A 19892-nucleotide genomic window follows, 5' to 3' on the forward strand; every position below is an offset into this window, starting at 1 on the left:
CTGGCTCAGAGAGCCGCTCATTTTCAGAATGCCTAACACCCTCTAGAGCGATTACAATTTCTTCCAGGCTTGAATCACTTGCCGCAATGCTGGAGGAAGGTTTTTCATCTCCAAGTCAATATATTGAACTGTGCTCCCCGTTGTTTGCAGCATGGTGGTGGGATAGTCTGCAAACGCAGCGCTACTGAGATAGCTCAAGTCGCTCAAACTGCGGAACTGTTTTGATTCAAGCATCTGTTGAAACTGCTTCAACTGTTGCTGAGATAACCGCTTCATCACAACAGGACGTGAGCGGATATTGGGAGCGCTAATCAATTGCGTCATCACGCCATCGTTGGTTAACGTGACCTGTGTGACTTTGCCCATAAGACCACCGCTCACGATCGACTGAAAAACAACGTTAGCTTCAGGCATAGGCTTGTTCTCCTCGGGCATAAATGAAGGCACTAATTTGCCGCGACTACCGCTTGCTGTTGAGTTTTGCACAATCCGGTTTGCCGCTTCATCCAGGTGATAGACCCAAGTGCGATCGCCGCCCGTTATAATCGCTTGCCACCCAGAAATCGCAATTCTGGTACAAGCTTGCCCCGACTTATAGATTCCTAGGCAACCATCCCAAGTCGCCGGTTTGACCGCTGCAACACGCAAGCGGTTGACTGGCACACGCACTTGTCTGGCAACCGTTTGCAGCAAACGCTGACTGACATTGGTCGGTAAAGCTACGACAGAGGGCTGCGGTTCTAAGCGAATTGCATTGGCAGTTCTGTCTGTGCGATAAAACAAATTTTGCTGCCCATTGGTCACTTCAACCCGCCAACCTTCGACGAGCGCTTGCAAACAACCTTCAGCCGCGCCTCCCAACCCCAAACAGCTGTCTGACCAGGTTTGCCGCGTAAAACCTACAATTTTGACATCTTGCAAAGATGCGCCAAACTGCAGCGATGCCGCTTGGCGCATCCTTTGTTCAACCGATCGCGGCAAAGAGTCCGATTGCGCCACCATCAAACTTGATGAAGGCACAGCATTTTGAGGCAATGATGCAGTGAGTCCAGCTTGCTTTGAAACCCCGGCACTGATCAGTAAAATTAGTCCAGTCAGGACAATAGTGGGAATTTGACGCGGGAATTTGGGGGTTCTCTGTAATGTGTTTGTCATGATCAGAATGTTGTGAACGGTGTGGATAATGGTTCTACCTTAAACAGTAGATCCAAAAGTTGTGGTCGCCGTTTCAGAATTTGGTACAGCAATGAAGCATAGGCATTCGTTGTTTCTTCCAATTCACTCACATTCATGGGATTGTGGCAGGATGTTGCAGACCAACCTGTCTTCAGCGATCGATGGGCTGCAATCCAACCCCTCTTGTAGGGTGCCGCTTCTTCTAGCTGCCCAAATAATGCTTCTTTTGAGAAGGGAGTGCTTCAGGCTTGTTGTGACCTTGATGACATTCCTCAACCGTCACAACTTTTTGTTTATACCGTTCAACTTGCCCGCAAAACCTGAAACATTTATCCCACAAAACTGCCCCGTGTGTGTGAGTATCTAGGTTTTTAGTTAGATCAGGATGCGGAAGCATGTGCCCGAATGTCATTGCAGCTAACCAGCCCTAAAAGCTCAGTCCCTATCTGTAGGTCTAGAAAGCAACTGATTTTGTTCGTGCCGTGAATCTCCTATTCAGTTAAGCTAACTGTTATTTAAGCAATTATCAATAATATAAATTATCGCTTTTACTCTATTCAAAAGTTATATTAAGACCTTTTTTAATCAGAGCATAATTACTTTTTAAGATTGAATCTTTTTAAGAGAAACTGTAGCGTTTTTAGTATTTTTCAAGGTTAAGTTAACTATTTTGCCGTTAAGAACGTTTCAGTTTGGGCACTTTATAGGTGTATTGAAGTGGCAAAAACTATGAAACGTCGTCATTTTCTTTGGACTAGCTCGTTATTTGTTGCAGGTTGTACGACCGCCACAAGCACTTCAACGAAGCAATCTTCTACGCTAAAAACGTTCAGCCAACCTGAAAAACTGCGCTTTGCAGTATCCGACGTGAAAGGACTCGATGACTTGCAGAAAGACTATGGAGCCTTACGGACTTTATTAGAGGAAATTTTAGAGAAGAAGATTGAATTCTTTCCTGTAGAAAGCTATATTGCTGCGGCTTCTGCACTTCAGCTTAATCAGGTGGATTTGGTATTTACAGGTCCATCAGAGTATGTCGTTATGCGTGCCAGAACCAATGCGGTTCCGATCGTTGCGATTATGCGCCAGAAATACTACTCTATCGTTGCAACGCACTCAGGCAGTGGTATCCAGTCAGTGGCAGCTTTGCAAGGAAAAACGATCGCTATGTGGGAAGTTGGCTCAACCAGCGGCTATTTAGGACCAACCAAACTACTGATTGATGCTGGATTAGACCCCAAAGTAGATCTCAAAATTCAGTTATTAGGCAAGAAAGGGCTCTCTGCACTTCAGAAAGGCACCATTGCTGCTTGGGGTGGCTCGGTTAACCGCTATGACAAGTTTTTAAAGTCTAACGGACTGTCTGAGAAAGACTTTCCTATTCTCGTTAAGGGACCGACGCTGCCGTCTGATCCGTTTGTCGCAAGCAGCCAACTAGATTCAGCTTTTGTGGAATACATTGGGCAGCGACTGCTGCAAAATCAGGATAGGCTTCTAAAAGCGATCGCTTCTGCGGATGGAAACAAGTTCGCGGGCGCCAAGATGGTGCAGATTAAGGACACCGACTACAACATGATTCGTGATGTTTACAAAGCCATTGGGCAGGGCAATTTTGTTTCTTAGTCGAGAGCATTTTTTGCCATCTGGTTTAAACGTCAATTTTGCTGCCTGTAACAGGCCTACAAGGCTAGTTTTCTATGCTATTTCGAGCTAATCAACGTTCCCCGAAGAAGATCGACAGTCCCCCTATAATTTCCTCAATTAAGCTCACTCAACAAAAATATCCGCTAGAACGCCTGATTCAGCATTGGCGTATCTCGCACAAAATTAGTTTTGGTTATGCTTTATCAATCGGCGTTGCGGTATTAGGCACAACCATTGGATTAACAACGGGAAATTACTATCAAGAAAAAGCCCAGGAACAGCAAGCGATAACTGACCACCAGCAACATCTTTTGAGTGAGCTAGAGAACACGGTCAATACTATTAGAATTCATCCACAACGATTGGTAGGAGTCCTGGGAGAATCAGTCTGGTTTGACTACGAAAGAACCAAGTTTTTAGGTTCAATGAGTCAGGTAAAAGCATTGCTTGTTGAATTTGAGTTCTTCACCAATCAACATACTGGCGAACTGGCAATTAACACCCAGGCATCAAAGGACTTGGTAAAAGGGTATACCGTTAACATTGAGGCGTATCGGCAATTGATAGAAGTTCTGTGGCAGCAGTTTAAGACTACAGATTTATCAAAGCCACCAGATGTTTTAGCCGCGCAACAAAACCTTATAGCGTCACTAAGAAACCAATCCTCCATCAAAGTCAACATTCAATTGGACCGATTGACAGAGAGTTTGATGCGACTCAAGGAAATCGCTGAAGCGCAACATGAGCAAGCGATCGCCAAGGTTGAGCAAGCTGAAGAACTGCGAATGCAAATTGTAATCGTAAGTATGCTGCTATCGGTTGTGATGGCAGCAATGCTGGCGATAATGACTTCACAAGCGATCGCGCGTCCTCTTAGATCAGTGACTAAGCTGGCTCAGGCAGTTGTTCAAGAGTCCAATTTTGAGTTGCAAAGCCCCATTAGCACACAGGATGAAGTAGGGTCTCTGGCAACTTCATTGAACCAATTGATTCAGTGGGTTGGAGAACACACCGAGGCTCTGGAACAATCTCGTCAAACTCAAGAACAGCGGGTTAAAGAGCGCACTCATGATTTAACTGAAGCTCTGCAACAGCTCAGGCAAACTCAATCCCAATTGATTCAAAATGAGAAAATGTCTAGTCTGGGTCAGCTCGTTGCTGGCATTGCCCATGAAGTGAACAATCCCGTCAATTTTATTCATGGAAATCTCAAGCACGCTGATGAATACTCCATGAACTTATTGGAACTGATTCATCTCTATCAGCAACAATACCCACATCCGGCTGCGGTTGTGCAAACTTACATCGATGCGATTGATTTGGATTTTATTGAGGAAGATCTACCTAAGCTCCTTGCCTCTATGCAAATGGGGACTGAAAGAATTAGAGAAATTGTGTTGTCACTCCGCAATTTTTCGCGTCTGGACGAAGCCGAAATGAAACCTGTTGATATTCACGAAGGCCTCGAAAATACATTGCTGATCCTCAATAATCGGCTAAAACAGAGGATTCATCTGATTAAGGAGTATGGGGATTTACCGTTAGTGGAATGTTATCCAGCGCAGCTTAATCAGGTGTTCATGAATTTGATTGCAAACGCGATCGACGCATTAGAAGAATGTACTGGGGTCGATATAGAATCCAGAATGGACGATGCTCAATCCTCAAATTACAATTCCCAGCCTCTAGCTCCTACCATCACCATTTGCACAGGACAAGTAGATCAGCATCACGTTTCCATTCAGATTTGTGATAATGGTCCAGGAATTTCACCTGAAAATCAAGCAAAACTTTTTGATCCCTTTTTCACAACAAAATCGGTTGGAAAAGGCACAGGGTTAGGTCTTTCTATTTGTTATCAGATTATTGAGAAACATCAAGGAGCAATCAAGGTCATCTCAAAGATGGGGCAGGGAACGGAGTTTCAGATCCTATTACCGAGCAGTAAATTAACTTCATCAGTAACGCGATGTGCGACTAGAATTAGTCTGACACAAGCTGCTCAAACTGCAGCGGGTTGGGGCTGTGACGATTGAGCCATCGACAGACGGTGTGAGCTAACAGTTTACGATTGAGCCGACTAGTCAAGTGCCACAGGTCGCGTGCCCGAACTTTTTCAATTGAGAACCGTTCGACAAGCTGCCCAATCACGGTTTCAATGAGTCGTCGCACCCGCATGAGTAACTTAACCCAAGCCGGGTCTCGCTCATCGGGCATATTAGAACGTAGCGCCGTTTCTAGCTGGATACCGACCGCTTGGAGTTGATGCTCGAGTTGACCGGAGAGATACCCTTTGTCTCCAATTAGCAAACCGCGAACCGTCGATACGATGTCCCAGAGCGCTTCTCGCTCACTGCCATTGGCTGGAGTCAGGCTAAACCCAGTAATCACTCCGGTGGAACTGAGGAGCAAATGACCATGAAATCCATAGTAGGTCTGCTTTTTTGCCGCACAGTAGCCATAAGCGGCTTCCCCTTTGAAACTTCGACATCGCGGCGCACGGCTAAAGCCGCACAAAGGAATGGGGATGCCATCAATCAGATGAACGGCATCGGCAAATGCACCGAGTTGAATCGCGAACCGTTGCTGTAACAGTTCTTTGTATTGCCATAGGTTAGCGGCTTGTCGCACGAAGGCGGACCGACTGCTCAACCTTGGAAATAGACCCAGCCAATGCCTCCGAAAGTAGTGCCAAATCGCTTGGTCAGCATCAATCCCTTGGTACTCTGCCACAATTTCCATCGTCAGCACCTCACTGTCTGCTAAACCAGGAGCAAATCCTTTTTCTCGAATCGCTTGCCCTTGGGTGATCTCCTTGAGCAAGTCATCTACACAGCAAAAAACAGCGGTGATAAACTCTTCAATAGTAAACATCAGTCCCACTCCAGCTAGATAGGTTGTACGTCTAGCATTGTCCAGTGGGACTTTCCTTGCAACAACTTAGTTGCACATCGCGTTCAGTAGCAATTTGACCGCGGGTTATGTTCTAGATCGGTGGATGAAACTTAAATGTTCAAGCCAAACTCATAGCGATTGATGAATAGTATAATAACTGAATCATGGAACCAAATCGACGAGCCAAATCGACTTGGAGCAGCAAATCGTTTTTCGAGTCGGTCGCTCAATTCAGGTGCGCAAGGTGAGAAGTCTGCGTTCAATCGCTTGGTATTGGCCTTGCTAACCCTGTGAAACACGGGTTGAAGATGCCGTGACTTGGCAGGCTACGCCAACATAGACTCCTAAACCTAAACCTGCGGTCACTACGCGAACGCTGTAATATCATCCCTCTTTTGTTTTTTAACGAGAGGCAAACTAGGCTTTAGGGTAAGAATATGGTTCTACGACAACCCGTTGCCACAGTTGGCTTCATCGATGAGTACTGGTTGCTGCATCGCTCGACTTTTGAGGATGTGCTATCCTCGCTCTTTTAGAAAGACTTAGCTCATCATTGCTAGGCCTTCTTCATAAGTGCACAGAGACACAATGGAAATTGAGCGCCAAAAACTGGGTTTTCCATGATTTCTGTCTAAAGTTTGCCGCCAATGAGAAATCCCACCATTGTCAAAAACAGACGGTAATAGGAAACCCAGCCAGCTTTGGGAACGCAGAATACAAGATATACAGCAGCGATCGCCGGACTCAGCATCAGAATCAAAAAAAGTGGTGAAAGAATCGGAAATGCAGCAAGCACATAGCGAGATGCAACCCGAACTATTGCAGAAGCAGCAATCCATAGGGCAGCATCGCTAATGCGATCGATTGGTTGGCGAGGTAATTCTAGCGATCGCCAATTGTATAAATATCCACGCCATTCTCGAAAATAACGGCGAAGCGTAGTAATAGATACCGGAAAAGATCGAGAACGGGAGCGATCGCGAGGTAAATCACGATTGGCGGCAATTCCTCTATCCCTGCTAGGGGCATATCCAGTTTTAGCAGGATACGATGGTTCCTCATCCCAAAGCTCACTGGGTGCAGCTTCCCAAGCTTGAGTGGGTGAATGGTTTATTGGCGATGTTGGGGCTGGAGGCTGGGGTGCTGGGGATTGCCCACGAGCATGATTCCCATTTTCTGAGGGGCTGGGCATACGAGAGACAGAAATGAGGGCACCGGCCTCATTCAGATGCAGACCCAATTCAACTAACCGTTGATGAATGCTATGTTCTTGAGAAGCTGAGGTTTCTATCGTTTGTTCTTCAACTGGGGTTGGAGAGTGCCACTGATTTTTGACAGGTTGAGCGTGGGGAGATTCCTGAGCTATCTGTTTTGTAGCAGGTGTTGAGGCTTCAGGTATAGTTCGATAGTCGGTTGAATGAGGAAGGCTGGTATCTGCGATTTCTGTGGGGTTCGTCTCACGAATCGCGCTTTTATTGGATTGCTCAGCAAGAATTTGATTGATTCGCTTTGCATGAGCTTCAAGCCGTTGTAACTCATCTGAATACGGATGTTGCAGAGTGGGTTGACTCTGACGAACAGTCTTAAAAGTTTTTTTACTGCCTGGAGTGGCTCGCGTTTTGCCTCCAGTTTCCCCCCGCTGTTTGCGTTTAGAGGCGGTGTGTGGACGACATTCATCTTCAGTGATGGGATTTTGAATCGGCATTGGCATCACATTATTATCCTTCTCTAAAGGCGCGGGATCATTCTCATTCTCTGAATAAGGCTGCCGGGCTAAAGAGTGATGAAACGATGAAGGTGGGTGAATTCGTGGTTTTTGTTCTTCCATATTTGAGGATAACCACCGGTGCAAATAACAGGCGCTTACAGTATTAAGACACCGTAGGCAGCCACAAAGTCAGTACAATAGTACCATAAAAGAACGATAGCTGGTTATTCAGCGAAAATTTGCTGAACGCGGTGGTATAGCGCAGTGTTTGAGTTCAATCTTCGATCTGAAACGGGTTAAAGTTTGTATCAATGTCAAAGTAATCTTCTTGTTCTTGCTGCTTTAACCATTGGGTGAGGGCGTAAGTCACTGGTGTAAAAATAAGCTCAACACCACATTTAAATACGTAATTAGAGACGATTAACGTGATCAGCAATTGAGTAGAAATGACGTTTGCAAATGCGATCGCACTAAAAATTGCGGTATCAATCAATTGCCCAATTAGAGTAGAACTCATTGTGCGAATCCAAAGATATTTGCCGTGAGTCAATACTTTTAGCTTCGCCAAAATGTACGAGTTTGAAAACTCTCCAACACAGTAGGCGATCAAACTGGCAATCACAATTCGAGGCGTAAATCCTAAAATTTGGTCGTAGGCTGACTGATATTTCCACTCTGGTGCAGCAGGTAGTGCTCCAACCAGAATAAAGGTGAAAGACATTAATATTGCTGAGGCAAACCCCAGCCAAATTACTTTGCGCGATCGCCGATAACCATAAACTTCCGTTAAAATGTCGCCAAAAATATAGCTGATGGGAAACAACAAGGTGCCGCCATCAAAGGTGAAGGGTCCCGCCATCAAAATTTTTGTAGAAGCCACATTCGAGATCAACAGCACAGCCACAAATAGCGCAGTAAGCGTATCTAGATGCTGAAAGGATTTTGAGGCGTGGGTGTGGGGGCGATTCATTCAATGCAACTTATCTCTGCGTAGAGTTAGGTTACCTTGGCTCCGCTGCTTTTGGCAAAAGACCCGGTAGTAGAAAAGTTATTCGACCCGATGAAGAAGTTGTTTAAGATGGACCATTCGTATACTGTATACAGAAGACAGTTCGTTTCGACTATTTGGGAGTTTTTCAACGGTGGCTCTGTCCTCGCGTCCTCTTCAGCGTCATCAGTCGCTTCATGAGCAAACCTATCAAGCTTTGCGAAACGCTATTCTATCGGGAGATTTGGTAGCAGGTTCACGGCTTGTAGAAACGCAGATTGCAGACCTGTTAGAGGTTAGCAGAACGCCTGTCCGCGAGTCGATTCGGCAATTGCAACGAGAGAATTTGATCGTGACCGATGCAACGGGGTCGCTTCGAGTTGCAATGCTCTCAATTGTGGATGCTATGCAGCTTTATGATTGTCGGATTGCATTGGAACAACTGTCCGTGTCAGAAGCCTGCTGCAATGTAACGAATGAGCAGCTTAAACGGCTTGAACAGGCGATAGTACAGGCAGAAAAAGCTTTTGGGGAACCGAATCAGTTGACCCATTTTCAATTGCTGCATATGGATTATCAATTTCATCGGCTATTAGCTGAAAGTTCTGCTAATAACTGGCTGGTGCAGATTTTAGATCAGGTATTCGACAAAATGGCATTGCTGCGCTTACGTACCGTGCAGCATAATCCGGGCGTGTTAGAAATTCGGGGCGAACATCGCCGGATTTATGAGGCGGTGCGCGATCGCAATCCAATTGCTGCCACCCAAGCCATTCAAGCTCATTTGATTTCAAGTAAGGAACGGGTGGTTCGGGAAATCAAAGTGCTGGAGCCGCGATCACTCGGCTCAGCGGACTCTGTAGAAGCAGACTCTATCTGGTGAATGGCTAATGATTTGAGCAATGCTTCGTCCGCTGCCATTAAACACCGTGCTGACTTCGATTACTGCCCTTTGAGGACTCCAGAAGAATTTAAGTTTTTCATTTTTAAGGAGATCACAATGACGACAAACCCTGCTTCCACTCAGCGTATTTTTATCTGCGGCTCTGCCCTCAAAGGACAGCCTGATCACAAAAATCTGCAATCTGCCCAATTTATTAAAGAAGCAGCAACCCAGCCCCGCTATCGGCTTCATGCCGCTGGTGAGGGTTGGCATCCTGCCATTTATGAGGTGGAAACAGGCGGTATTTCCATTCCAGGAGAAGTGTATGAAATCACGTTGGATGAGTTTAATCAACTCACCGCATCTGAACCACCCAATATGTATCCCAGCAATATTGTGTTGCAAGATGGCGAAGTGTTGATTGCCTTTCTTTATCCTCAAGCGCTCGTCGAGCAACACAACTGGATCGATATTTCTCACTTTGGCGGTTGGGCAGCCTATAAAGCGCAATCTCAAACCGTAAGCGCATAAAAGTTCAAGTTCTGAGTAAAAGCAGCCATGGGGTATTCAATCGCCGACCTAAACCAGATGAGCCAGTCAGATTTTGTGGCAGCCCTAGGAGCAGTGTTTGAAGAGACACCCGCGATCGCGGAGCGCGCTTGGAATCATCGCCCATTTAGCAATCAGGACGATCTTCATCGGAAGATGGTCGGGGTTGTGAATCAACTAGACAAAGCCGAACAACTATCGCTCATTCAAGCGCATCCAGATTTAGGCAGTAAGGCAAAAATGGCAGATGCTTCAGTAGCGGAACAGGCAGAAGTTGGACTCGATCGCTTGACGGCTAGCGAATACGATCGCTTTCATCAGCTTAATCAGGCTTACAAAATTCAATTTGGTTTTCCGTTCATCATTGCGGTTAAAAATCACACTAAAGCCAGTATTTTGCAAGCCTTTGAACACCGTTTAAAAAACGATGCCGAAGCCGAACGACAGCAAGCCTTGTTGGAAATTATCGAAATTGCTCGTTTCCGTCTGCACAGCTTGATTGGCTAAGTAGATTGCTCGTATGCGGCAAGATTGACCCACTTTATATGGATGGAGGTGCAGATGATTGCAACAGTGCCACTGGTGGTGAATGGCGATCGCCTAAATCGCAGTATTGATGAATTAGCGGAGGTCGGCAAACTGGAAAATGGCGGCGTTTGCCGGATTGCCTTTACCACTGAAGACTTACTGGCACGTCGGCTAGTTCAGTCCTGGATGCTGGATGCTGGCATGACTGTTCGGATTGATGCGGCTGGCAATATGATAGGTCGCTATGCCGGGCTGCAAACAGATGCGCCAGCCTTGGCAACGGGTTCTCACATCGACACAGTGCCCGTAGCAGGGCGCTATGATGGCTGCCTGGGCGTACTCGCTGGACTTGAAGTGGTGCGAACCTTAAACGAAAATAAAATTCGTTTGAATCACCCGCTTGAAGTGATTGTATTCACCGATGAAGAACGATCAGTGATTGGCTCCAAAACTATGGCAGGGGAAATTAAGGAAGCACCGGAACACTACTGCCGCTTGGATGGTACTCCGATCCAGCCCTGTTTAGAAAAAATAGGGGGAAACTGGGAGCAAATTGCTTTAGCGAAACGCGATCGCAAAGATATCGCAGCTTTTGTGGAACTTCATGTGGAACAGGGCGGTGTGTTGGAACATCGGGATGTGCTTTTAGGCGTGGTGACTGGCGTGGTGGGGCAATATCGGTTTGCAGTGGATGTGCTGGGTCGCCCAAACCACGCGGGTACAACACCCATGCACCTGCGAAAAGATGCGTTGTTTGCCGCCGCGCAGATGGTTGTGGCAATTAATAAAATTGCCGTGGATACTCCAGGGGATCAGGTGGCAACAGTTGGGTTCATGAATGTTCATCCTAACGCGACCAATACGATCGCTGGCAAGGTAGATTTTCGGATCGATTTGCGCGATTTATCTCAGCAGAATTTGGAGTATTTAAAGGGACAGATTGAGGAGCAAATTCGGGCGATCGCGGCTGAAACGGGCACCGAAATCACAATGCGTCAAACCTTGCACATTTTGCCTACGCTTGCAGCGTCGCCCATCATGAACGTAATCGAAGAGGTGTGCCAGGAAATGCACCTGGGTTATACGCATTTGCCCAGCCGCGCTGGACACGATGCTCAAGAGATTGGACGCATCACCGACATGGGGATGATCTTTGTCCCTAGTCGTGCCGGAATCAGCCATTCCAAGGACGAATACACTGCTCCCAACGAATGCACTCAAGGGGCAAATGTCCTGCTGAAAACTTTTTTGAAACTCGATCGCCTGTATGACTAGAGAGAGGAGGCAAGTTTAAGTGGCAAAAGAAATGACGGGTGAATGACAAATCAGCGGAAATTTTTGGCTCAGAACCTAAATTTTTGTGCGCTTCTACATTAATAAAGTGAGCGGCAATGTGAGGAAGGACTTGATCATTAATTTTTCCACCCTGCTTGTGATCAGATGTAAAGAAAATCCTAAATTTATAAAAACGTCGAAAAGCTGATAATGATTGCATCAGACGCGATCGCGGTCATGATCGTGCTTTTTGCATGGTGTACATTTTGTCTGCAATGCTGCTGCTATTCATCCTCTAGCCTTATGCGATCGCCCGCTATTTTTTCTCCAACTATGCCTTCCATACCGCAAACCCATTCTCAGCACTCTCTGATTCCCCCTTTTGAGCGAATTCAATTTACGGGATTATTTGTGCTGGCGACGGGGGTTGGCTGGTTTCTGATTTGGTCAATCCTGCGATCGGTGCAAGATCCCACGTTGGTCAACTATCTAGAAGGCAGAGGATTGCTGTCGGCGTTGGTCACTGGCTTAGTTTCTGGACTGGTGGTGAGTGCAACGCAGTGGTTAGTGTTACGGCGGTATCTACCCGACTGGCTGTGGATTTTGGCAAGTGCGACGGGCTATGTTTTGCTCACCACAACTTTGGAATCTTGGTGGGGATGGATTGGTCAGGCAATGATCTTGCCGGAAGTCAATGCTCTCGCCGAAAGAGTGAGTCCACAGACGATGGTGATGCTCACAGGTTTGATTCGCACGGTGTTAGCGGCTATTTGTTCAATTTGGTTGGGAGTGACTCAGTGGTTATTGCTGCGGCAATACACTCGCTCAAGCCGTTGGTGGATTGGGGTGCCCTCGATCGCGGTGATTTTTTCGGCGCTATTCACCTCATTTAGCGCAGGTCTGGTGTTGCTAAAGGTCAATTTTCCTTTGGATGTGAATGTGCTGGGGGCAGGCATTTTGGGAATCACGCAGGCGATCTCGCTCTGTGCTTTGCAACGTCGAACAGGTAATAATGTCCTGACTGCGCCATTCACTACAGCTCCAGAAGTGGATTACACCCAGGCAAACCGATTAGGAAAACGATTACACCAACACCTGAGCGATGCCTGGACGAAGGAGCATTTAAATCAAGAGTCACTTAACTATTTGGTAGCAGTTACTGAAACTGGAGCGATCGCAACCTACAAACCGATGAATCCGGCTGCCATTGACCAGGTGCAACAAACGCCGCTACCCAAATTAGTCATTCCCGAAGTGTTGAACCCGGACAACGGCATTGTCCCGCCCTTGGCACAGTTTGATGTCACTTTTTTGCCGTCTGGCAAGCTCCAAGTCCGTCCCTGGAGTGGAGTGCCACTGCTGTGGATTACGTTGGGCATGTTAAGCGTCATTGTGGCTGCCAGTGCGATCGCGGCTCGCTTCAACCCTTCTTTAGTCGATATCAATTAGGATCAGCAGACAGCTTTCACCTGGAAGAATTCTTTTCATCTGCCTAAACTCTGATACCCGACACTTTCAACCCAAAACCCGCTCCACCGAATGAAAAACCGACTGATTCTGATGGGTGTCGCCATGCTGCTGGCATTCATCTGGCATAGTGGGGGATATCCTTCCATGTCTCACGCTATGACGATCGCCCAGCCCTTTGAATACCCCACCAGTGCCCAGGTAAAACAGGTTGATGATTACCACGGCACGCAGGTTGCCGATCCTTACCGCTGGCTCGAAAATCCTGACTCTCCCGAAAGCCAAGCCTGGATTGAGGCGCAAAACAAATTAACGATGGGATTTTTAGCTGGCATCCCCGCCCGCGATCGCCTGAAAGAGCGCCTGACGAAACTGTGGAACTACGAAAAATACAGTATTCCCTTCAAACAGGGCGATCAGCAGCAAAATGACTCTACCCAACGCTATTTTTATTTCAAAAACGACGGCTTACAAAACCAAAGCGTTCTCTATACCCTCAAAACTCTGACCGACGAGCCAAGGGTGCTGCTTGATCCCAATACCCTTTCTGCCGATGGTACTGTGGCCCTTGCAGGGCTGTCCGTAAGCGATAATGGCAATCTACTTGCCTATGGCTTATCCACCTCTGGCTCTGATTGGCAAACCTGGAAAGTGCGCGACGTGGAAACAGGAAAAGACCTACCCGACGAAATAAACTGGGTCAAATTTTCTGGCGCATCTTGGAGCCACGACCACACGGGCTTTTTCTACTCCCGCTATGACGAACCCAACAGCAAAACTCAACTGGAAGCGGTCAACTACTTCCAAAAGCTGTATTACCACCGCTTAGGCACATCTCAGGCAGAAGACGTGCTGATTTACGATCGCCCTGATCACAAAGAATGGGGCTTTAGCGGCAGTGTAACTGAGGATGGGCGCTATTTGCTGATTTCAGTATGGCTAGGCACCGATCCGCGCAATTTAGTGTTTTACAAAGATCTCACGGCCCCAAATGCGCCTGTGGTGGAACTAATTAACACCTTTGAAGCCGAATATTCCCTGGTGGATAATGACGGTAGCAATTTTTGGTTTCGCACCGATTTAAACGCCCCGCGCGGTCGAGTGATTGCGATCGATCTGGGCAATCCTGCTAAAGAGCGATGGCAAGAAATTATTCCCGAATCAGCAGAAACCCTCCAGGGTGTGGGTTTGTTGAACAATCAATTTGTCGCCTCTTACCTGAAAGATGCCCGCAGCCAAATCCGACTCTATGATTTGCAAGGTCAGATGGTGCGCGAAGTGGAATTGCCGGGAATCGGTTCCGCCGGAGGTTTTGATGGCAAACGCTACGACACCGAAACCTTTTATAGTTTCACCAGTTTCACCACTCCACCCACCATTTATCGCTACAACCTGGTCACGGGTGAAAGCACTCCCTTTCGCCAGCCCACCGTCGATTTCAACCCCCAGGACTACGAAATTCGTCAGGTGTTCTATCCCAGCAAGGATGGCACTTCGGTGCCCATGTTTATCGTCCACAAAAAAGGACTCAAGTTGGATGGCAGCAATCCCACCTATTTGTATGGTTATGGCGGCTTTGGTGTATCCCTCACGCCAAGTTTTTCCGTCAGTCTGCTGACATGGATGGAAATGGGTGGCGTGTATGCAGTACCCAATTTACGCGGTGGCGGTGAATATGGTGAAGACTGGCACCAGGCAGGCATGAAGCTGAAAAAGCAAACGGTGTTTGATGATTTTATTGCAGCAGCAGAGTGGCTGATTGCGAATAAATATACCAGTTCGGCAAAACTGGCGATCGCGGGTGGCAGTAACGGCGGGTTGTTAGTGGGTGCTTGTATGACTCAGCGTCCGGAACTCTTTGGAGCAGCATTACCTGCCGTGGGCGTAATGGATATGCTGCGCTTTCACAAGTTCACCATTGGCTGGGCGTGGATTTCGGAATATGGTTCTCCAGACGACCTGAAAAAGCCAGAGGAGTTCAAAGCCCTCTATGCTTACTCGCCGTTGCACAATCTCAAACCGGGCACTGCGTATCCGGCAACGCTGATTACCACTGCCGACCATGATGATCGCGTGGTGCCTGCCCACAGTTTTAAGTTTGCCGCTGCCCTGCAAGCTGCTCACAAGGGGACTGCGCCCGTGCTGATTCGGATTGAAACTAAAGCGGGACATGGAGCCGGAAAACCCACCACAAAAATCATTGAAGAATCCAGCGATCGCTGGGCTTTTTTGGTGAAGACGTTCGATATGGCGATCGCCGATCGACTTGAACCCTAGTCTGCCTCGTAGAGCAGCGCTTACTCTATTCCAAGACCTTATTCTATAATTCTTCAACAAAATAACTGATGTGATTCCATAAAATCAAAGTATCTGCTGGAAGGTGAGGGGAGATACACGAAAAGCTTCGGGGTATCTCCCCAAATCAAGAAGATATAAGGAAAGTTTCCGCATAATCAACAGTCAGACCTTTAAAGATAAAGGGAGTCTGGGTTGAATTTTGGCGAGGTATTCTGGGTATTAACATTAAAAGGTGCTGAGTTCGCGTTTGAAAATTGAGTAGTGATTGGCTCGTTATCCGTTAGGCAACAAGACCAATCATCGCTTGCTTCAGTGAGACGATTTCTAGAAAATCTTGAAAATGGAGAAGGTGATCTCGGTGGCTACATTGATCATTGCAGTCTTTTTCATGGCTTGTGGAGGAATGATCCTGCTTGAGGTACCGAGCAATAACTTTGGCGGAGTCATTTGTGGGGTTGTGATTCTTTCACTGGGAATTGAGGCATTTGTGGCGGTACTGAGAGGTCGCCGATCCCTCTTGTCACGAATCGGGCCGCTGCCATAATTACGCATTACGACCCATGAGCTTGGGTATAGGCCATGTTTGTGTAGAAAAAAAGGTCTGACTATCTGTTCCGTAGCCGATAAACACGAAATTTTCCCAGAAGAAGTCCGTCAACTGCTGTACGGGAAATCTAAAAACGTATATTGAGCGCTTTTTATAATTCGAGACACAACAGTTTATGTGTTGTATGGTCGTCATAGCACTCGAGCACCGCTCACAATAGACGACTTTGGGCAATCAGAAGGTAGAGAGTATGGGCTTTCAATTGCAGCCGAGACGGAAAGTTGCACAGCATAATTCAGGTATCCCCATTCGGTTTAATATTCAGCAAATTTTGCTGAATAGATGCTATTTGGAAAGGTTGAAAATACTCAACCTACCGATTCTCGGCACGTCGAGTGTTTTTTAGCAGAATTGCTCTGGGATCTTCCGCCACCCAGCCTAGGTTAGAGCGCGATCGCATCTCAAAGTGGAGGTGCGGCTGCTTAGAACTAGGGCGACCGGATATGCCCACCATACCAATAGTCTGCCCCTGAGCGACTCGCTGCCCAACTTTGACGGCAATGCGTCCTAGTTGGGCATAGCGAGTTTGCAACCCTTCCACATGGTTAACCACCACCAAATTTCCTAGAGCGCCCTGCATTCCGGCAAAGGCAATCGTGCCGCTGCCGACTGCTTGCACAGCAGTGTTTATGGGTGCCGCCAAATCCACGCCGCTATGAAAGCCCACCTTCCCCGTTTCTGGCTGTACGCCATAGCCGTAGTTGAGCAATACCGCCGATTCCGCAGGGGTAGCAGGTAAAGGATAGCCAGACAGGATAACTCTAGATTGACGCGGTAAAGCTTGCGTAGCGGCTCCTACGGGCGACCAGTTTACACCGGGGATGAAAACAACTCTGGGCGATCGCTGACAGCCATTGACCTCAAACAACACATCCGGGCGCACTTTGTATGCCTTCGCCACTTCGCGCCAACTTTGCCCTGGCTGTAGCTCAACCCGCACTCCGTTAAAGGGCGGCACCACAAGGGTGGCACCGACGGGAGCTTTCCCACCGCGCAAAGAGGGATTAAAGCCAAGCAGGGTTGCTGGAATCAGACTATATTTTTGGGCGATCGCCTCCAACGTTTCCCCCGGAGCCACCGTATGGCGCTTCAACCGAGACAGCGCTGGAGCCGGGCAGGAGCTAGGTGTAGTCTCTCCGCCAGAGAATTGTCTTGCCGGTTGGCTAACTCCATTTGCGGCAAAGCTGAATTCCCAGCCGAGGGCAACTAACAAAAAAAGTGACCAGACCGAATGGCGAAATCGCGATGGGTGAGAGGGCATAAAGAGATAGAAGCTAAATCAACACAGCAATTGATATCTGTTTCCAGGTTAATCGACAGATAACGCGATCGACCGAACCTACCCTTCTTTCTCAAAAAGCGCTGCCCATTTCAGTTGAAGTAAAGTAAGTTAGGATTACTGCTACTGATTAACCACGCTGATCTATGAAGCTATCGTTTAAACAACTGGCTACCTATCTATCGTTACTAGCAGTAGGTAGTGGTGCGGGCATTGTAGGCAGTCAATATTTGGTCAATCAAGCCCAGGAAAAGCCAAATAGTTCAGAGCCATCTGTTTTAGCAAAGCCCATCGTGAATGCCAGTAAACTGCTGGCAAAAAACGCGTCAGCTAGCTCAAACTTTATTGCGGTAGCGGTAGAACGAGTTGGACCTGCTGTCGTGCGAATTGATTCATCTCGCAAGGTCACCAGCGATCTCCCAGAAGCATTGCGATCGCCCTTATTTCGCCGCTTTTTTGGCGATGATTCTCCCGCTGAACCGAAAGAGCGAGTTGAACGGGGCACAGGCTCCGGGTTCATCTTGTCTAAAAACGGGCAAATTATCACGAATGCCCATGTGGTGTCTGGCTCACAAACTGTGGAAGTTACGCTGAAGGATGGACGGACGTTTGAGGGGCGCGTCATGGGTGCAGATTCTGTGACGGATGTGGCGGTGGTAAAGATCAGCGCGAACAATCTACCTGTGGTGAAGTTGGGTAAATCGGCAGGACTCGCTCCGGGGCAGTGGGCGATCGCGATTGGCAATCCTCTTGGGTTAGACAACACTGTGACAGCCGGAATCATTAGCGCGATCGGGCGATCAAGCTCTCAAGTGGGCGTACCTGACAAGCGTGTTAGCTTCATTCAAACCGATGCAGCAATTAATCCAGGCAATTCCGGTGGTCCACTGCTCAACGATTTGGGCGAAGTCATTGGAGTGAATACCGCAATTCGCGCCGATGCCCAAGGATTAGGGTTTGCCATTCCGATTGAAACCGCTCAACGGGTTGCTGAACAATTGATCAGTAAAGGTAAGGTCGAGCATCCCTTTCTCGGTGTGCAAATGGTCGATCTCACCCCCACTCTGCGAAGAGAAATCAACGAAAATAACGATTTAAACCTCAAAATCAGCCGAGATCAAGGTGTGTTGATTGTCCGAGTAATGGATAACTCTCCGGCAAATAAAGCGGGTATTCAGCAGGGCGACATCATTCAAAAAGTGGGTGGTCAACCAGTGAAGTCTGCAGCAGAAGTGCAAGCGAAGGTAGAAACCAGCAAAATTGGTGAGAACTTATCCTTGGAGATCAGTCGCAACGGTCAACCTAGACAAGTGCAGATTCAGCCAAAAGCCTTTCCCAAAGAGCGGCAAAATTAGGGGACGAAAATCTAGGACAGAATCCTTGATACTCCAATGATTTTCCCCAAGCTATAACGGTTCGGTATTAAGTCTGATAGCCCAAAACCTATAGCTCAAAACCTAAACCGTCACTCTGGGCTGTCCGCAGAGGGGAGCGAACTTCCCAAAAGAGATTCCATATCCATGCGCTGCTCCATTTGACGCAAGAAATAGCCTGTCATCATGGCAGAAACTAACAGCCCAGCCAGGTTCTCGCGATCAGTCGTGATTTTGACGTTAAAGCCTTCCGGGGGCAGCATTCCCAATAAGCCTTGCACATTGTGAGTGATGATTTGCTTGACTTCTGGGCTGACCGACTTTGCCACCTGAGCCAATACTTCCGGCGGCTGATGCTGAAGATATTGCAGAAGTGGATTGACTTCTTGGACTTCAGAATCAGAATTCAAAAAGTTTGCGCTGTCAGAATTGAAAATCATGAAGACTTAGTAGGATTCGTTGTGACTATTCTGGCATTTTCAACTCAGAGTTTCACCTGTAGTAGGCGAAGGCGTGCTGTTATTGCCTAAATACTGGGTTAGCTCTAAAGTTTGGTCAGAATTGAGTTGAAAATACTGGTGAAATTTTTCGGTGACCTGAAGCCAAAATGATCGCCCATCGGATTGTTTTCGTTTGCGGACGAACCCTAGTTCAACCAGTTCTTGGACGTGCTGATAAACATTTGAGCCACGAATTTCCACCAGGTCAGTCTGAGAGATTTTGCCCTTGAGGGCGATCGCGGCTAGAGTTCGTAAGGCACCCAATCCGACATCGGCTGGTAGCAATGTTTGAATCAAACTATGAAAAGTGTCACGCAACTGCAAGCTGTAGCCGCTGGGGGTTTCTGTCACTTCTAAAGCGCTGTCACGATGAGCATAGTCTTCCATCAGTTCCAGCAGTGCTTCTTTTGCGGCAGCGCGATCGCACCTGGCATATTCAGCAATTTCAATCACTGTTAACGGCTGTGCTTTGAGATAGAGAATTGCTTCGATCGTGCTGGAAAGATGGGTCATGAAGTACAGAGTTGGAAGTATGGAGTTGAGAGTCAAAAAACTTCGCTCAAGTTCAAGAATGATAATGAGGTAACCGTTAGTTTATTACAAGTCAACCGAATTGAAATTCTACTTTGATGCCTTGCCCCGCTCGTGGCACTCTGTCAGTTCCAATTTGCTAAGTTGATTTCTTGCTGCTCTACAATCCGTACTTTGCACTCGGACTCCAC

The 19892-nt window shown here is 47.5% G+C and carries 16 protein-coding genes and 1 pseudogene; 9 read left to right on the forward strand and 8 right to left on the reverse strand.

All coding sequences use genetic code 11. The features are described 5' to 3' along the window. Positions 1-51 precede the first annotated feature (51 nt). Positions 52-1155 carry a hypothetical protein gene (locus tag JOY44_RS20810; protein ID WP_171575438.1) on the reverse strand — a complete coding sequence of 368 codons (1104 nt, stop codon included), beginning with the start codon at positions 1153-1155 and terminating at the stop codon, positions 52-54. 750 nt (positions 1156-1905) lie between these two features. Between JOY44_RS20810 and JOY44_RS20815 the strand changes: the two genes are divergently transcribed. Both JOY44_RS20815 and JOY44_RS20820 read left to right on the forward strand, forming a co-directional pair. Further along, positions 1906-2799, forward strand: coding sequence for a PhnD/SsuA/transferrin family substrate-binding protein (locus tag JOY44_RS20815; protein WP_171575439.1), 894 nt, complete (start codon positions 1906-1908; stop codon positions 2797-2799). 74 nt (positions 2800-2873) lie between these two features. Further along, on the forward strand, positions 2874-4856 hold the full coding sequence (locus tag JOY44_RS20820) for a sensor histidine kinase (RefSeq protein ID WP_171575440.1): 1983 nt from the start codon (positions 2874-2876) through the stop codon (positions 4854-4856). Here JOY44_RS20820 and JOY44_RS20825 read toward each other — a convergent pair. From JOY44_RS20825 to JOY44_RS20835, 4 genes and pseudogenes are all read right to left on the reverse strand, one after another. After that, on the reverse strand, positions 4804-5694 hold the full coding sequence (locus tag JOY44_RS20825; protein WP_171572156.1) for an IS982 family transposase: 891 nt from the start codon (positions 5692-5694) through the stop codon (positions 4804-4806). The genes JOY44_RS20820 and JOY44_RS20825 overlap by 53 nt on opposite strands. A 131-nt stretch (positions 5695-5825) precedes the next feature. Continuing rightward, positions 5826-6008, reverse strand: a pseudogene (locus JOY44_RS32920) (IS1 family transposase); the annotation flags it as partial. 338 nt (positions 6009-6346) lie between these two features. Continuing rightward, positions 6347-7543, reverse strand: a complete 1197-nt coding sequence (locus tag JOY44_RS20830) for a hypothetical protein (protein ID WP_171575441.1) — start codon at positions 7541-7543, stop codon at positions 6347-6349. 154 nt (positions 7544-7697) lie between these two features. Next, positions 7698-8393, reverse strand: a complete 696-nt coding sequence (locus tag JOY44_RS20835) for a queuosine precursor transporter (RefSeq protein WP_171575442.1) — start codon at positions 8391-8393, stop codon at positions 7698-7700. 172 nt (positions 8394-8565) lie between these two features. Here JOY44_RS20835 and JOY44_RS20840 point away from each other — a divergent pair, with 172 nt between their 5' ends. From JOY44_RS20840 to JOY44_RS20865, 6 genes are all read left to right on the forward strand, one after another. Then, positions 8566-9294: a GntR family transcriptional regulator gene (locus JOY44_RS20840; RefSeq protein WP_171575443.1), complete on the forward strand. Its 729-nt coding sequence runs from the start codon at positions 8566-8568 to the stop codon at positions 9292-9294. Between the two features lie 117 nt (positions 9295-9411). Next, positions 9412-9825, forward strand: coding sequence for a gamma-glutamylcyclotransferase (locus JOY44_RS20845; protein ID WP_171575444.1), 414 nt, complete (start codon positions 9412-9414; stop codon positions 9823-9825). Between the two features lie 27 nt (positions 9826-9852). After that, positions 9853-10350, forward strand: coding sequence for a 2-oxo-4-hydroxy-4-carboxy-5-ureidoimidazoline decarboxylase (uraD, locus tag JOY44_RS20850; protein WP_171575445.1), 498 nt, complete (start codon positions 9853-9855; stop codon positions 10348-10350). A 54-nt stretch (positions 10351-10404) separates the two neighbouring features. Continuing rightward, positions 10405-11646, forward strand: coding sequence for a Zn-dependent hydrolase (locus JOY44_RS20855; RefSeq protein ID WP_171576163.1), 1242 nt, complete (start codon positions 10405-10407; stop codon positions 11644-11646). A gap of 210 nt (positions 11647-11856) precedes the next feature. Continuing rightward, positions 11857-13095: a hypothetical protein gene (locus JOY44_RS20860; protein WP_171575446.1), complete on the forward strand. Its 1239-nt coding sequence runs from the start codon at positions 11857-11859 to the stop codon at positions 13093-13095. Positions 13096-13185: 90 nt separating this feature from the next. Continuing rightward, positions 13186-15390 carry a prolyl oligopeptidase family serine peptidase gene (locus tag JOY44_RS20865; protein ID WP_197985624.1) on the forward strand — a complete coding sequence of 735 codons (2205 nt, stop codon included), beginning with the start codon at positions 13186-13188 and terminating at the stop codon, positions 15388-15390. 941 nt (positions 15391-16331) lie between these two features. Here JOY44_RS20865 and JOY44_RS20870 read toward each other — a convergent pair. Beyond that, complete coding sequence (locus JOY44_RS20870; RefSeq protein ID WP_171575447.1) at positions 16332-17279, reverse strand: LysM peptidoglycan-binding domain-containing M23 family metallopeptidase; 948 nt, start codon at positions 17277-17279, stop codon at positions 16332-16334. A gap of 164 nt (positions 17280-17443) precedes the next feature. On the opposite strand from JOY44_RS20870, the gene JOY44_RS20875 reads away from it, so the two are divergent. Further along, positions 17444-18652 (forward strand): HhoA/HhoB/HtrA family serine endopeptidase, encoded by a 1209-nt coding sequence (locus tag JOY44_RS20875; RefSeq protein WP_171575448.1) that lies wholly within the window; start codon positions 17444-17446, stop codon positions 18650-18652. A 110-nt stretch (positions 18653-18762) separates the two neighbouring features. On the opposite strand, the gene JOY44_RS20880 is transcribed toward JOY44_RS20875, so the two are convergent. Further along, entirely contained in the window at positions 18763-19110 is a 348-nt protein-coding gene (locus JOY44_RS20880) for a DUF760 domain-containing protein (protein ID WP_171575449.1), read from the reverse strand. 39 nt (positions 19111-19149) lie between these two features. Continuing rightward, positions 19150-19683: an SMC-Scp complex subunit ScpB gene (scpB, locus tag JOY44_RS20885; RefSeq protein ID WP_171575450.1), complete on the reverse strand. Its 534-nt coding sequence runs from the start codon at positions 19681-19683 to the stop codon at positions 19150-19152. Positions 19684-19892 lie beyond the last annotated feature (209 nt).

The sequence above is a fragment of the Leptolyngbya sp. Cla-17 genome (genome assembly GCF_016807185.1).
Lineage (GTDB): Bacteria > Cyanobacteriota > Cyanobacteriia > Leptolyngbyales > Leptolyngbyaceae > ULC077BIN1.